Origin of the sequence: Subtercola sp. PAMC28395 (genome assembly GCF_018889995.1) — a bacterium.
GTDB lineage: Bacteria > Actinomycetota > Actinomycetes > Actinomycetales > Microbacteriaceae > Subtercola.
Genome location: NZ_CP076547.1, coordinates 1,635,443 through 1,648,513 on the forward strand (window position 1 = coordinate 1,635,443; position 13,071 = coordinate 1,648,513).

A 13,071-nucleotide genomic window follows, 5' to 3' on the forward strand; every position below is an offset into this window, starting at 1 on the left:
TGCGCCTCGTTCCGGGCTGGGGCCCTCTCGAACGTGATGGCCTAGCACCTCGATCGCGTGACGGTAAGGGGCTGGGACCCCAGAATTTCGAAGCTTAGGCTCGAACGATCATCCGTTCTACAAATGAAACCATTGGAGCAGTTCATGCCTCAGGCCATTGAAACCATCGACGTCGACGTACCGGTGTCCGTCGCTTACAACCAGTGGACGCAGTTCGAGGAGTTCCCCCGTTTTCTCGACGAGGTCGAGTCGATCACCCAGTCGAGCGACACCGTCACGCACTGGAAGGTCAAGATCGGCCCCGTCGAACGGGAGTTCGAAGCGAAGATCACTGAGCAGCACCCCGACGAACGTGTCGCCTGGAACAGCACCGGTGGCGAGGTCGACCACGCAGGCGTCGTGACCTTCCACAAGCTCGCCGAAGACAAGAGCCGCGTGACCGTGCAGATCGACTGGGAAGCCAAAGGGCTGCTGGAGAAGCTGGGCGGTGCGCTGGGCGCAGACAACCACGCGATCAAGAAGGATCTGGCGAACTTCAAGAAGTACATCGAAGCGCAGGGCACCGCAGACGGCGCCTGGCGGGGTGACGTACAGGCGTAACCCGTTCAGCGTTGCCGCCGGAGCAGTCCCGCCGCCAACGCACCACCTCAACCAGGGCTAGAGAACGACCCCGCTCAGCGATTCCCGGTGAGCGGGGTCGATCGCTGTGGCGATGGCCACGAGGCTGTTTGTCAGGAGCTGCACGATGTCGGCGTCACTCATGTCAGTGTTGAGTGCAGCATCCACGAGCGTCTGCTCGGCGAATGCGACCCACGAACGCAGCGCAATGCGCAGAAGGCCTGAATCGGGGATGCCGAGTTCCTGGAACAAGACCAGAACGCGTTCGGCCTGCGTTGCACGGGCGTGTTCGATCACCTCGCGCACTTCGACGTCGCCACTTGCTGTACCCCGTACGAGCGAATAGAAGGTGCTCTCGTGCTCACGTGCGAATCGCACTGTTCTGCGTAGCGTCGACCAGAGCCGTTCGGCGGGCGGAAGTTCGAGGAGCGGCTCTGTCGCATGGAGCATGCTGTTGAAGGCAGCACTCACGATCTCGCGGTGAAATCCCTGCTTTGAGCCGAAGTAGTAGAAGAGCAGGCCTTTGGAGACGCCGGCCTGCTTCGAGAGCTCCTCGAGCGGCAGGGATTCGAGGGTGCGGTCGGCCAGCGCGGCAACGCCGAGGGCGACGAGCTGCGCCCGGCGCGCGTCGGGGAGAAGCCGGGTGCGCCGCTCAGCCTGGATCGCCTGCTCGGGTTCTGCCGCGGGCTTGGGCTGTGTTGCGTGGTCAGGCAGGGCCATACCAGCCAGCGTAGCTCGCCGGGCACGCCCGGCATCTTCGATGACACCCCACTTCGACTACTGACTGCTGGACAATAAACTGCTGACCAGCGGGCAGCTGCTACTGACCAGTGCACAGTTAACTATTGACAAGTGGTCAATAGGTTGAATAACCTCGCTCTGTCGCACCACTTCATTCGTATCAAGGAGGATCCATGAAGTTCCGTTCACTCACGCGCTCGAGGCCCGGCCGTATCGCCCTCGCCGCTGTGCCCGTCACGATCGCCGCAACCCTGCTGATGGGAAGTGTGGCAAATGGCGCCGTTCCCGTGTCGTTCGCCATCTCGGGCAGCCAGTTCCAGATCGGTGCATCACAGCTCGATGGCACCGGTTTCTCGCAGTATTCCGGCGTCGCGGTCGATGCAAAGGGTGCGCCGCACCCCGTTGCGATCGCCAACATCGCCTCGGCCAGCCTCGCCGACCTCTGCCAGTCGGTCGTCGCAGACACACCCCTCGGCAAGCTGGGCCTGCTCATCAATGCGGGCGGCGGCGGAAACCCCGCGACGGCAACCGGGCTGCAGCTCGGCATGACGGACCTCAAGGGTGACGCCACCTTCAACAACATGCGCATCGGTGTCGACGCGTCGAAGGTGAACACCTCGGCCAAGGGTTCGGTGGGCGACTTCTCGCAGGACGCGGACTCGCTCACCATCAAGAACCTGCAGCAGACCGCCTGGAGCACGCAGGCGTCGGTGTTCACCCTCACCGGGCTGCACATGTCGATCACCGGTGGGACGACCTGCTTCTAGCAGTTCGGCCCATTCAGATCACGGATGCCCGGGGTGCCGGTGGCTGCGCGCGCCCGCAGCGTTGTGCTCCGGCGTTGCGCACCGGCCCCCGGGCATCGCATGAACAGTTGATTGAAAGACGAGGAGCTCACCGATGAGTACAGAGATCGTTCCGAACCGCCGGAGTACACGGGCCGCCGTGGCAGGCGTTATGGCAGGTTCTGCCGTAGCTGTCGGCGCTGGCGTCGCTGTCGGCGCTGGCAGGGTTGCCGGCGAGACTGCCCAGCCCCGGGCATCCATTGGCCGACGCGCTCGCTTCGCTGCCTGGTATCGGCAGCGCCCGCTCGTCGGTGGGCTGCTGACGATTCTCGCGGGATTCGAGATGTTCCTGTCGAGCCAGCTCGACCTCGGCAACATGCACATCCAGGTGGGCATCGAGGGGTTGCAGGCGACCATTCTGCCGATTCTGATGGTGCTGCTCGGCACGCTGGCCATCGTCATGCCAGCGCACCGCGTGTTCTACGGCATCATCTCGCTCGTCGTGGCTGTGTACTCGCTGGTCGGCGTGAACCTCGGCGGGTTCTTCATCGGCATGCTGCTCGGGATGATCGGGGGAGTCATGGTCGTGTCGTGGATGCCCCGGCGACCTGCCCTCGTCGACATCGCCACAGTCGACGTCGCCACGGTCGACATCGCCACAAAGGAATGAGGTTCGCTTCGGGCATTCGCAGTGCTGCTCTGCTTGCCGTCGTCGCCGTCGGTGCCTTTTCGGGTCTCGGCGCTGCGCCTGCCGGCGTGACGCAGGCGACGCTCGTACCACAGGACACGTGCTTCCTGGGGTTCATCGGGTGTTCGCCGGCCCCGGCTCCGACGGCTCTGCCGACCCCGACGCCCAGCGCTACGTCTGGACTGCCCGTGCTGCCGCTGCCGACGGCCCTTCCCACGCCACTCGCGAATCCGCTGCCGCCGGTCGCCCCACAGCTTGCTCCGGTGTTGTCACCAACACCAACACCGTCACCGTCTCCGTCACCCATCCCGGTGCTCGCCCCGGCTGATCCCGGTGCCATGCCGCTCACGCGGAACCCGGCCAAACTTTCGGGTTCGACGCTGTCGATCTCAGGGCTGAAGGGCCTGGGCGTCGTAACGGTGACCCTGCCCGATGGCTCCAGCATGCGCGTGATCAAGCTCGAAGCAGACCATGTCTCGATCGATGGATTTGTTCTCGACGCGGCCGGCCCCGATGGCCACGGCGTGCTGACCCATGCGACGAACATGACGGCAGATGGCTCGGTCGTGGTCTATCTCGATTCGATCGCCGGGCTGCTCGGCAGTGGTGCTTCAGCGGTGTTCGACGCAGTGACCCCTCCCACAGCATCCGATCTGGGCGGCCTCACGGCGCTGACGCTCGACCTCTACGGGCTCTCTGCCGATGTCGACACTCTCACGGGGTCGCACGAAGAACTGCACTGATGATTCAGCGCCGAGGGTTCAGCGCCGAGTTGTCAGCTTCGTGGCGTGAGTTTCACCACGGGGATCGTGCGGCCGCCTGCCTTTGCCTCGTACTCGGCGAATCCGGGGGAGCGAGAGGTGAACTGGGCCCAGGCGCTGTCGCGTTCGTCGGCGCCGAGCACGGAGGCGACGACCTCGACGGTCGCCGTGCCGTTCTCTGCCGGCGTTTCGACTGTGGTCTCGGGGTGCGCGAGCAGGTTGGCGAACCAGGCAGGGTTCTCGGGTGCACCACCCTTCGACGCGGCGATGAACCACGAGCCGTCGGGCTGGGCGATTCCCATCAGGGGGTGAACCCGTTCGGTGCCGGATTTGGCCCCGATGGAGTGCACGAGGATCAGGTTCGACCCGAAACCTGCAGTCTGCACGTTGCCGTTGTTGGCGCGGAATTCCTCGATGATCTGTTCGTTGAAGTCGGTCATGGTTTCAGCGTATGACGTTGGTGCACGCTGGGCCACTGTCATCGGCGATAGTGTGATGGACCATGAGCGAGATCAGCGGGCGGCCCCTTTCGAAGCTCGGGTTCCTGACCATCGGCACGTTCGACGAGAGCGACCCCTTCACCGGGCACGAGAACACTCTGCAGCTCATCGAATTCGGCGAGCAGCTGGGTTTCGACAGCGCGTGGCTTCGCAACAGGCACCTGCAGTACGGCATCTCCTCGCCGGTCGCGGTGCTCGCTGCGGCAAGCCAACGCACCAACTACATCGAACTCGGCACCGCTGTTACTCCGCTCGGTTTCGAGAACCCGTTCCGGCTGGCCGAAGACCTCGCAACGGTCGATGTGCTCTCGCACGGCAGGCTGAACCCCGGCATCAGCACGGGAACGCCCACACATTTCGACGACGTCAAAGGGGCCCTCTATCCGGATTCGTCAGACTCCGAGAACTTCGGCTACGAGCGCGCCACCCGGTTGCTCGCGGCACTACGGGGTGACACGGTGAGCACCTTCGAGGGAACGGAGGGGATCGAGGCGTATTCGCCGATCATCCAGCCGCACTCGCCGGGCCTGATCGACCGGGTCTGGTACGGAGCGGGCAGTCTCGCGTCGGCCGCGTGGGCCGGAGACCAGGGGCTCAGCCTCTTGAGCAGCAGCGTGGTGCGGGCCGAAGATGACGACGACTTCGCCCGCATCCAGCGTGCCCAGATCGACCTGTTCCGCGCCAAGCACCCGCTCGGTGCTTCAGCACGCGCATCGCAGGGGCTCGTCGTGATCCCCACCGACAGTGCGACGAGCGAGCAGTCGGCGAAGTACCACGCCTACGCAGAGAGCCGGTTTGCGCGAACACTGATTCCGCAGGGTCCGGCGCGGATGCTGTTCGCGCCCGACCTGGTCGGACCCTCGGCAGCGATCGCAGAGACGCTTCAGGCGCACGCGGGGTACCAGGCTGTCGACGAGGTGGTGTTCGCGTTGCCGTTCACCTTCGGGCAGTCGGATTACCTGCAGATTCTCACCGACATCGCCGGCACGCTCGGCCCGCTGCTGGGCTGGTCGCCACAGAGCCGATAGCACGGAGCCGATAGCACAGAGCCGATAGGTGGGCTCGCCCTGACGGTTCACGTGACACGCTGGACCGTTGCCAGCCAGGGCTTTACGCTGTTGCCGTGGGAAAAGCGAGACTCGAGGCCTTCAGTGACGGCGTCATGGCGGTCGCAATCACGCTGCTTGTGCTCGATCTGCACACCAGCGCAACCACTGGTGTTCCGCTCGGCCAGCAGCTGGTCGACGAATGGCCGTCGTTCCTCGCCTACGTTCTGAGTTTCTTCGTGATCGGCACGATCTGGGTCAACCACCACATGATGTTCCGCCGGGTGGTCGTGGTCGATCGACTCATCATGCTCTACAACCTGCTGTTGTTGCTCTTCATCAGCACGATTCCCTTCACCACCTCGACGCTCGCCGAGTTCATCCAGGACGGCGGCCCGGATGCCCGGGTTGCCGTGATTCTGTACGGTTCCGTTTCGTTCGCCATGAGCGTGTGCTTCACCCTGCTGTTGCAGCGCATCCTCAGCAGGAATCTGATCAGGCAGCACATCGACAAACGCAGGCAACGGGATGCCCTGCGGCGCTTCGGCGTGGGGCTGGTGCTCTATCCGGTGGCCACGGTCATCGGGCTGTTCTCGCCGATTGTCATGATGGTGGGGCTCATCGTGCTCGCTCTGTACTACCTGGTGGGCAGTTCGGGGGTCATCCCCGAGGAGTGGTTCGAGGCAGAATCGTCGCCGTCAGGCGAGTGACAGCCTCCCGGCCGGCGCGGTTTGCTCCCACGGTCGATGCTGACGGGCCGTAGCCGATCAGGTGCACGCGCGGTTCGGAGGCGACTGCCGTGCCATCCATTTCGATGCCACCGCTGTGGTTGCGGAGTTTCAGCGGCGCCAGGTGATCAAGGGCCGGGCGGAACCCGGTTGCCCAGAGTATGACGTCGACCGGTAGAAATGTGCCGTCGGCCATCTGCACACCGCTTGGTTCCATCCGCGTGAACATCGGGTGCCGGTCGAGCACTCCGCGCTCTGCCGCGGCGCGGAGTGACGGCGTCCAGATGAGCCCCGTGACCGACACCACGCTCTGCGGCGGGAGCCCCTCACGCACCCGCTGCTCGACCAGGGCGACGGCGTCGTGGCCGGCCCGTGAATCGAACAGCGCGCCGCGCCAGACCGGTTCGCGCCGGGTGAACCAGCTTGTCGTCGCGACGTGTGAGATCTCGTCGAGCAATTGAACGGCAGAGATTCCACCACCGACCACGGCAACGTGGAGGCCGGCGAATTCCTCTGCGGCGACGTACTGGGCCACATGCAACTGGCGACCCGTGAAGTCGAAACGACCGGGGTAGCTCGGCCAGAAGGGCTTTGTCCAGGTACCGGTCGCGTTGATGATGCCTGCCGCCGACCAGGTCTCTCCCGGGGTTCCCTCGGAATCAGCACCGCGCGTCTCGACCAGCAGCCGGCCGCCCGGGTCTGCGTCGGCCCGTCGAACCGACGTCACAGTGACGGGCCGGATGATCGGCAGCTGCTGCGCGCGTTCGTACTCGGCGAAGTACCGGGGCAACACCTCTGCAGCTGGCTCCTGGGGGGCGAAGGGAGGTTTCTGCATGCCAGGCAGGTCGTAGATGCCGTTGACCGTCGCCATCCGGAGGGACTGCCAGCGATGTCGCCAAGCTCCACCGGCAGCGTCTTCGGAGTCGAGAATGACGAAGTCAGAGGAGTCGAACCCACGCCGTCTCAGATGGTAACCGGCCGAGAGTCCGGCCTGCCCGGCACCGATGACGACGACGTCGACGTCTCTCGGCTCTGCCGACCGGGTCTCTGCTGACCGGGTCTCTGCGGGTGGGGTCACTCCACCAATCTACGCAGGAACCGTTCGCCGAAACGCCGCTGAAATACTCGGAGCGTACGTTGTACCAAACAGTTCACTTTCTTCACCAAGAGGGGTTCAGCCATGACAGACAAGACGATCATGCTCGGCATGTTCCAGGCTATGGGCCTCGGTGGCGCCTGGCGCCTGCCCGGCAACACCTCGACGGAGTTTCTCGACCTCGACCACTGGATCACCATGGCGAAGCGTCTCGACGAGGCCGGAGTCGACTTCCTCTTCTTCGCGGACGACTACGCGTACCCGATCATGAATGGCCAGGTCATCGACGTCGCCATCAAGGAGGCGCTTCTGTTTCCGAAGGCCGACCCGGTGACCCTGCTCTCAGCTCTCGCTGCTGTGACCACGAAACTGGGGCTCGTCGTCACCTCCTCGACGACGATCGAGAAGCCACAGGCTCTCGCCAAGAGATTCGCCACCCTCGACCACCTCTCCAAGGGCCGCATCGGCTGGAATGTCGTTACCGGAGCCGGCCAGAACTCCTCGGCCAAGCTCTTCGGCGAGAAGATGATCCCGCATGACGAGCGGTATGCGCTCGCTGAAGATCACCTCCAGCTCGCGCTGAAGCTGTGGCAGGGCTCCTGGGAAGACGGCGCACTCAAGGTCGACAAAGAGAACAACATGTACGCTGACCCGTCGATGGTGCACGAGATCGAACACGACGGCCCGTACTTCCAGGCTCACGGTCTGCTCACGGTGCCGCCATCTCCGCAGCGAACCCCCGTGCTCTTCCAGGCCGGCACCTCGGCGAAGGGCAGGGATCTCGCGTCACGCTACGCGGAGGCGGTCTTCCTTGCTGCCGAACCCGAGATGATGGCCGAACAGATCGCCGACCTGCGCGCGAGGGCCGTCTCGCACGGCCGCGCTCCCGATGCGATCAAGTTTTTGATTGCAGGCACCTTCATCACCGCCGAAACCGAAGAAGAAGCACTCGCGCTCCGGGAACGGATGATCGGATTCAACACCCTCGAGGGGGCCGCCGCCGCCTATGCGTTCTTCACCGGTCTCGACCTGCTGTCGATGGAGCTCGACAAGCCCCTCTCCACGGTGAAGACCGAGCAGGGCCGCACGAACGTCGAGCGGTTCGCCGGGGAGAACGGCAAGCCCGCACCGACCGTGCGGGAGATCCTCGAGGAGTTCCGCCGCAACGGCGTGATGGGCCAGCCCTTCATCGGCACTCCCGGCCGGGTCGTCGACCAGGCGGAGGCCGTGATCGCTCAGACCGGTGCCGACGGCTTCCTGGTGCAGCCGGGGCCTGACGGAACCTACGACGACTTCATCGACATGCTGATGCCGGTGATGCGGGAGCGCGGGCTCATCAATTCAGACCACGCGGCCTCTGACCAGAGGGGAACGACACTGCGGGAACGGATCTTCGGTGTCGGGCAGAAGAGACTGCCTCACGATCATCCGGGTGCCCAGTACCTGGCCGGGGTTCCCGCGATCGCGGGCCAGTAGGCTACGCCCGGGTCACCAAGCTCCCGGCCGCCCAGCCCAGCAAACCGGGCTCAGGTCGCCGAGATCACGCCGGTCACGATGAGGGCTGACACGACAATGGCGAGGGCGATGCGGTACCAGATGAAGACCGTGATCGGGTGCTTGGCGACGAGGCGCAGCAACCACGCGATGGCGACGTAGGCGACGAGGAAGCTGACGATCGTCGCCACGATTGTGGGTATCCAGCCGACCGAGGCGCTCACATCACTGGCACTGGTCGCCGCTTCGTAGGCGCCTGCGGCCGTGAGTGCGGGGATGGAGAGGAAGAACGAGATCCGGGTGGCGGCAACCCGGTTGAAGCCCTGGAAGAGGCCCGCGCTGATGGTCGCGCCTGAGCGGGAGACCCCGGGAATCAGGGCGATGCACTGCATGAGACCGATGATGAGCGCCGACTTCACGGTGAGCGACTTCTCATCCTTCAGCTGCTTGCCGACTCGCTCGGCCACGTACATCACGATGCTCCAGAGCACCAGCGCTGCGACGACGACCCAGAGGTTGCGGAGCCCGCCGGCGATGAATCCCTTGGCGGCGAAACCGATGATGCCGATGGGGATCGAGCCGATGATGATGTACCAGGCGAAGCGGTAGTCGTGGTCTGCGCGGGCTTCGGCGTTGAAGAGCCCGCGAATCCACGCCAGGAACAGCCGCGCGATGTCTTTGCGAAAGTAGACGAAGACGGCGACGATCGCGCCGACCTGGATGATCGCCGTGAAGGCCGTCACTCCGGCGTCGTCGATCTGCAGTCCGAAGAGCTTCTCGAAGATCGTGAGGTGCCCTGTGCTCGAGATCGGCAGGAACTCAGTGATTCCTTCGACGATTCCGAGGATGATCGCCTGGATGATGTTCATGAGGTGTGGTGTCCGTTTCGCTCGAGGCACTGCGACCGCGGAGTTTGCTCACGGCACACACAGGCGCGCGCTCAACGCTACCGGCCGGTGCTCCCCGGGCGAATCAGTCGCGCGGACCATCCCCGTCGTACACCTTCAGGATGACGCGCCTCAGGATGACGCGCCTCAGGATGACGCGCCTCGGGATGACGCGCCCCGGGATTGCGTGAAATCGGGGCGAAGTCGGCCGCCCGTGGATTATTCGGTTTCAGGAGCGTCGAGCGAGTCGGCGGCCGCGACAGCTCGCACGAGGTCGAGCTTGTTGGGAAAGGCGCACTCCATCAGTTCCCTGACGTCGGCGTCGGTCTCGAACTCCTCCGTCATGCGCAGCCCGATCATCGTGTTGATCAGCATGCCCTGTGCCAGGAAGTTCTGCACCTCCGGAACGCTGAATCCCGCTTCGTCGCGCAGGTAGCGGTAGACCTCCATGAAGCCGCGGCGCCCTGCCATGCCGATGACGGGTTCGCGACCCAGAATGAAGCCGTGCATCAGCGACAGCAGGGTGCCGTGCTCCGAGAGCTGGTTCACATAGGCAAGGCCCAGGCGGTTGTCGAGAGGAATGGGGGAGTCGGTGTCGGCGACGGCCTCCCTGAAGGCGTTCATGAGCAACGTGAGTGCGCGCTGGATGACCTCGAGGAACAGCTGTTCCTTCGTGCCGAAGGTGCGCACGACGTACGGTTGGCTCACGCCGGCCGCTGCGGCGACCTGCGCCGTGCTCGAGCCGTAGTAGCCGTACTTGCCGAACGTCTCTGTGGCTGCTCGGAGGATCTGCTCCCGGCGCTCGCCGGCCTTCATGCGCGTCGCGCCGGGAGAACCTGCTTGCGGCACTTCGTTGTGCTGAGCAGAAATCGTCATGTTGACATGGTATCAGTTGATAACTAAAGTCTAAGTTATCGCGCGATAACCTAACGTTCCTTCCCGCTCTCCTTCCTGCTCTGCTCCCCGTTTTTCTCCGTCTTCCCGATGAATCGAGACGATCATGGCCACCGCACCTCGCACCAGCGAGCCCACCAGAGAATCGCTCACCTCGCCCGATGAGCCAACCGACTCCACCGTGCCCGGCCGCCGCCGCATCCCGATCTGGCTCGCCATCGTCGCCGCAAGTGTGCCCATGTTCATGGCCACGCTCGACAACCTGATCATGACCAGTGCGCTGCCGGTCATCCGGGTCAGCCTCGACGCGTCGATCACCGAGCTGCAGTGGTTCATCAACGCCTACACGCTCTCGTTCGCGACGTTCATGCTGATGGCCGTTGCGCTGGGCGACCGCCTCGGGCGCCGCCGTGTCTTCGTGTTCGGCATCGCCCTCTTCACGCTGGCCTCGGCTTTCTCTGCGCTGAGCACCGAGCCGTGGATGCTCATCGTCGGCCGCGCGTTCCAGGGCGTCGGTGCTGCAGCGCTCATGCCGCTCTCGCTGACCCTTCTCGTCGGCTCGGTCAGTACCCGACTGCGCCCGCTCGCCATCGGCATCTGGGGCGGCATCTCGGGCCTCGGGGTTGCTCTCGGCCCGCTGATCGGCGGGGCTGTCATCGAAGGCTGGAGCTGGCAGGCCATCTTCTGGATCAACGTGCCGGTGGGCATCCTGTCGATTCCCCTCGCGTTGTTCGCACTGCCCAACACCTTCGGGGCCCGGGTTCGTGCCGACTTCATCGGCCTCGTGCTCGTGGGGCTCGGTGTGCTGGGTGTGGTGTACGGAATCGTCCGCGGCAACGACGCCGGCTGGGGCAGCCTCGAGGTGGCAGGGTCGATTGCGCTCGGAGCCGTTCTGCTCGTTGCCTTCGTGCTCTGGGAGTCGCGCACGCCGGCCCCGCTGCTGCCGTTGCGACTCTTTCGCGACCGTAGTTTCACCGTGGCGAACATCATCGGCATCACCTTCAGCTTCGGTATCTTCGGTTCGATCTTCATTCTGATCCAGTTCCTGCAGATCGTGCAGGGGCACTCACCGCTCGAAGCCGGGCTCATGACGATGCCGTGGACCATGGCACCCCTCGTGATCGCACCGCTGACCGGGTTCATCACGCCGAGGGTGGGCACGCGCATCCTGATCATCGCGGGGCTCGCGCTGCAGTCGGTGGGCATCTTCTGGCTCGCGGCCATCCTCTCGCCCACGGCAAGCTATGGCAGCATGGTCGGCCCGTTCCTGCTCACGGGAATCGGTATGGGCCTGGTGTTCGCGCCGAGTTCGTCTGCTGTTCTCGTGAACATGGCGCCCGCAGACCAGGCAAAGGCGTCGGGCACCAACTCGACAGTGCGTGAGATCGGGGTGGCGCTCGGCATCGCGGTGCTCACCGCCGTCTTCACTGGTCACGGTGGCCAGCTGACACCGACGGGCTATGTGGATGCCGCCGTTCCGGCGGTGTTCGTGGGAGCCTCTGCCCTGGCGCTCGCCGCGCTGTTCGGGCTGCTCCTGCCGGCGGGCCGCTCGGGTGCCCACGCGGAGGCTCCCGCGGAAGCCTCCACAGGGGCGCTGGCGGTGTAACCCGTGCGGGGGACAAATGGCCGGAATCGTCTCTCTGGCCCGTGTTTCTGCGGATTTCACCCGATTTTTTCAGGGTCAACGGTCAGTTCTTCGATAGGGTTCTCTCAAGCTTGAGCGACCGCTGACAAGCCGGACGAGCGCTACGCAAGTACGCCTCTTTTCAACAACGCAGTGTTGGCTGGCGATGCCCGCAGCCCGGAAGGTATGTCATGAAGCTCACCCGATTCCGTTCCCGAAACTCCGCGAGGGCGATCACCGTTCTCGCGGCGGTGGCGGTTGCATCGCTGTTCGCTGTCGGTGCTGCGGGTTCTGCCTCCGCCGCCCCGCTCTCGACCAAGTCGAACAAGACGATCGTCAACTACGTCGCCCTCGGTGACTCCTACTCCTCGGGTCTCGGGCTGAAGAACTTCACCGGCCCGGCCGGCTGTGCCCGCTCGAGTAACAACTACGCGAACCACATTGCGAACAGCCTGAAGCTCAAGCTCACCGACGTGACCTGCGATGGCGCTGCTGCAGACAACATCTGGAAGACGCCGGAGACCCTGGCCGGCGGCAGCACCGTTCCCATCCAGACCTCCGCGCTGAGCGCGAGCACCGACCTCGTCACCATCACCGTGGGTGGCAACGGACTCAAGTTCACCGACATCGCAGCCGTCTGCGCCGCGAAGTCGCCGACCGGGCCGCTCGTGCTCCCCCCGCTCTCGGCGTTCTCGAACTGCCAGTCGTACTTCGCGTTCGCGCACACCAACTTTGCGAACGTCGTGAACTTCAGCGTCATCCCTGATCTGCGCGCCACCTACGCAGCCATCAAGGCGGCAGCGCCGAACGCCAAGGTGTTCGTGCTCGGCTTCCCGACGATCGCGCCCTCTGCCCCGACGCCGACCTGCTTCTCGCCCATCACCACGGCGAACAGCTACCCGTTCACCACCAGTGACACTCCGTTCCTGCACGGCGTCGAGACCCTGTTCGCCAATGCGATCAAGACAGAGGCGACCAACGCCGGTTTCACCTACGTGCCGACGTTCGAGCAGTCAAGCGACGACAGCCTCTGCGTTCGCCACCCCTACGTCAACGGTGTGAACGCGACCCTGGCGCCGACCGGTGTTCCCGTGATCGACCCCGCTTCGCTGCACCTCAACTACAAGGGCATGGATTTCATGGCCGACACCGCGCAGCCGCTCATCGCCGCAGCGCTCGGCCGGTAAGGTCGGCGAGCGGGCTGAGTCA

General features: G+C 64.6%; 14 protein-coding genes. 9 read left to right on the forward strand and 5 right to left on the reverse strand.

Annotated features, from left to right (window positions below):
• Positions 1–144 precede the first annotated feature (144 nt).
• The gene (locus tag KPL76_RS07585) at positions 145–600 is read left to right on the forward strand and encodes an SRPBCC family protein (RefSeq protein WP_216331861.1); all 456 of its coding nucleotides are present in this window, start codon (positions 145–147) and stop codon (positions 598–600) included.
• Positions 601–657: 57 nt separating this feature from the next.
• On the opposite strand, the gene KPL76_RS07590 is transcribed toward KPL76_RS07585, so the two are convergent.
• Entirely contained in the window at positions 658–1,338 is a 681-nt protein-coding gene (locus KPL76_RS07590; protein WP_253201943.1) for a TetR/AcrR family transcriptional regulator, read from the reverse strand.
• 194 nt (positions 1,339–1,532) lie between these two features.
• Between KPL76_RS07590 and KPL76_RS07595 the strand changes: the two genes are divergently transcribed.
• The 3 genes from KPL76_RS07595 to KPL76_RS07605 all read left to right on the forward strand — a co-directional run bounded on the left by KPL76_RS07595 (position 1,533) and on the right by KPL76_RS07605 (position 3,575).
• Positions 1,533–2,126 carry a DUF6230 family protein gene (locus KPL76_RS07595; protein ID WP_216331863.1) on the forward strand — a complete coding sequence of 198 codons (594 nt, stop codon included), beginning with the start codon at positions 1,533–1,535 and terminating at the stop codon, positions 2,124–2,126.
• Between the two features lie 133 nt (positions 2,127–2,259).
• Positions 2,260–2,814, forward strand: a complete 555-nt coding sequence (locus tag KPL76_RS07600) for a DUF6114 domain-containing protein (protein WP_216331865.1) — start codon at positions 2,260–2,262, stop codon at positions 2,812–2,814.
• Positions 2,811–3,575 carry a hypothetical protein gene (locus KPL76_RS07605; protein WP_216331867.1) on the forward strand — a complete coding sequence of 255 codons (765 nt, stop codon included), beginning with the start codon at positions 2,811–2,813 and terminating at the stop codon, positions 3,573–3,575. The genes KPL76_RS07600 and KPL76_RS07605 overlap by 4 nt, the downstream gene beginning before the upstream one ends.
• Positions 3,576–3,607: 32 nt before the next feature.
• On the opposite strand, the gene KPL76_RS07610 is transcribed toward KPL76_RS07605, so the two are convergent.
• On the reverse strand, positions 3,608–4,033 hold the full coding sequence (locus KPL76_RS07610; RefSeq protein ID WP_216331868.1) for a nitroreductase/quinone reductase family protein: 426 nt from the start codon (positions 4,031–4,033) through the stop codon (positions 3,608–3,610).
• Between the two features lie 62 nt (positions 4,034–4,095).
• Between KPL76_RS07610 and KPL76_RS07615 the strand changes: the two genes are divergently transcribed.
• Together KPL76_RS07615 and KPL76_RS07620 are read left to right on the forward strand one after the other, a co-directional pair.
• The gene (locus tag KPL76_RS07615; RefSeq protein WP_216331870.1) at positions 4,096–5,121 is read left to right on the forward strand and encodes an LLM class flavin-dependent oxidoreductase; all 1,026 of its coding nucleotides are present in this window, start codon (positions 4,096–4,098) and stop codon (positions 5,119–5,121) included.
• Positions 5,122–5,216: 95 nt separating this feature from the next.
• The gene (locus tag KPL76_RS07620) at positions 5,217–5,849 is read left to right on the forward strand and encodes a TMEM175 family protein (protein WP_253201944.1); all 633 of its coding nucleotides are present in this window, start codon (positions 5,217–5,219) and stop codon (positions 5,847–5,849) included.
• Here KPL76_RS07620 and KPL76_RS07625 read toward each other — a convergent pair.
• Positions 5,800–6,945 (reverse strand): NAD(P)-binding domain-containing protein, encoded by a 1,146-nt coding sequence (locus KPL76_RS07625; RefSeq protein ID WP_216331878.1) that lies wholly within the window; start codon positions 6,943–6,945, stop codon positions 5,800–5,802. The two genes, KPL76_RS07620 and KPL76_RS07625, sit on opposite strands and share 50 nt — an antisense overlap.
• Before the next feature lie 102 nt (positions 6,946–7,047).
• Between KPL76_RS07625 and KPL76_RS07630 the strand changes: the two genes are divergently transcribed.
• On the forward strand, positions 7,048–8,439 hold the full coding sequence (locus KPL76_RS07630; RefSeq protein ID WP_216331880.1) for an NtaA/DmoA family FMN-dependent monooxygenase: 1,392 nt from the start codon (positions 7,048–7,050) through the stop codon (positions 8,437–8,439).
• Positions 8,440–8,489: 50 nt separating this feature from the next.
• On the opposite strand, the gene KPL76_RS07635 is transcribed toward KPL76_RS07630, so the two are convergent.
• Together KPL76_RS07635 and KPL76_RS07640 are read right to left on the reverse strand one after the other, a co-directional pair.
• Positions 8,490–9,326, reverse strand: a complete 837-nt coding sequence (locus KPL76_RS07635) for an undecaprenyl-diphosphate phosphatase (protein WP_216331882.1) — start codon at positions 9,324–9,326, stop codon at positions 8,490–8,492.
• 237 nt (positions 9,327–9,563) lie between these two features.
• Positions 9,564–10,220 carry a TetR/AcrR family transcriptional regulator gene (locus KPL76_RS07640; RefSeq protein ID WP_216331884.1) on the reverse strand — a complete coding sequence of 219 codons (657 nt, stop codon included), beginning with the start codon at positions 10,218–10,220 and terminating at the stop codon, positions 9,564–9,566.
• Between the two features lie 124 nt (positions 10,221–10,344).
• Between KPL76_RS07640 and KPL76_RS07645 the strand changes: the two genes are divergently transcribed.
• A complete protein-coding gene (locus KPL76_RS07645; RefSeq protein ID WP_216331886.1) occupies positions 10,345–11,844 on the forward strand; it encodes an MFS transporter in 1,500 nt (499 codons plus the stop codon).
• Positions 11,845–12,053: 209 nt separating this feature from the next.
• Positions 12,054–13,049 (forward strand): GDSL-type esterase/lipase family protein, encoded by a 996-nt coding sequence (locus tag KPL76_RS07650; RefSeq protein ID WP_216331889.1) that lies wholly within the window; start codon positions 12,054–12,056, stop codon positions 13,047–13,049.
• Positions 13,050–13,071 lie beyond the last annotated feature (22 nt).

What these genes read in the sequence shown, in the direction of transcription:
- KPL76_RS07585 (WP_216331861.1), top strand. Translation starts at nt 145, where the DNA reads ATGCCTCAGGCCATTGAAACCATCGACGTCGACGTACCGGTGTCCGTC.
- KPL76_RS07590 (WP_253201943.1), bottom strand. Translation starts at nt 1,338, where the DNA reads ATGGCCCTGCCTGACCACGCAACACAGCCCAAGCCCGCGGCAGAACCC.
- KPL76_RS07595 (WP_216331863.1), top strand. Translation starts at nt 1,533, where the DNA reads ATGAAGTTCCGTTCACTCACGCGCTCGAGGCCCGGCCGTATCGCCCTC.
- KPL76_RS07600 (WP_216331865.1), top strand. Translation starts at nt 2,260, where the DNA reads ATGAGTACAGAGATCGTTCCGAACCGCCGGAGTACACGGGCCGCCGTG.
- KPL76_RS07605 (WP_216331867.1), top strand. Translation starts at nt 2,811, where the DNA reads ATGAGGTTCGCTTCGGGCATTCGCAGTGCTGCTCTGCTTGCCGTCGTC.
- KPL76_RS07610 (WP_216331868.1), bottom strand. Translation starts at nt 4,033, where the DNA reads ATGACCGACTTCAACGAACAGATCATCGAGGAATTCCGCGCCAACAAC.
- KPL76_RS07615 (WP_216331870.1), top strand. Translation starts at nt 4,096, where the DNA reads ATGAGCGAGATCAGCGGGCGGCCCCTTTCGAAGCTCGGGTTCCTGACC.
- KPL76_RS07630 (WP_216331880.1), top strand. Translation starts at nt 7,048, where the DNA reads ATGACAGACAAGACGATCATGCTCGGCATGTTCCAGGCTATGGGCCTC.
- KPL76_RS07635 (WP_216331882.1), bottom strand. Translation starts at nt 9,326, where the DNA reads ATGAACATCATCCAGGCGATCATCCTCGGAATCGTCGAAGGAATCACT.
- KPL76_RS07640 (WP_216331884.1), bottom strand. Translation starts at nt 10,220, where the DNA reads ATGACGATTTCTGCTCAGCACAACGAAGTGCCGCAAGCAGGTTCTCCC.
- KPL76_RS07645 (WP_216331886.1), top strand. Translation starts at nt 10,345, where the DNA reads ATGGCCACCGCACCTCGCACCAGCGAGCCCACCAGAGAATCGCTCACC.
- KPL76_RS07650 (WP_216331889.1), top strand. Translation starts at nt 12,054, where the DNA reads ATGAAGCTCACCCGATTCCGTTCCCGAAACTCCGCGAGGGCGATCACC.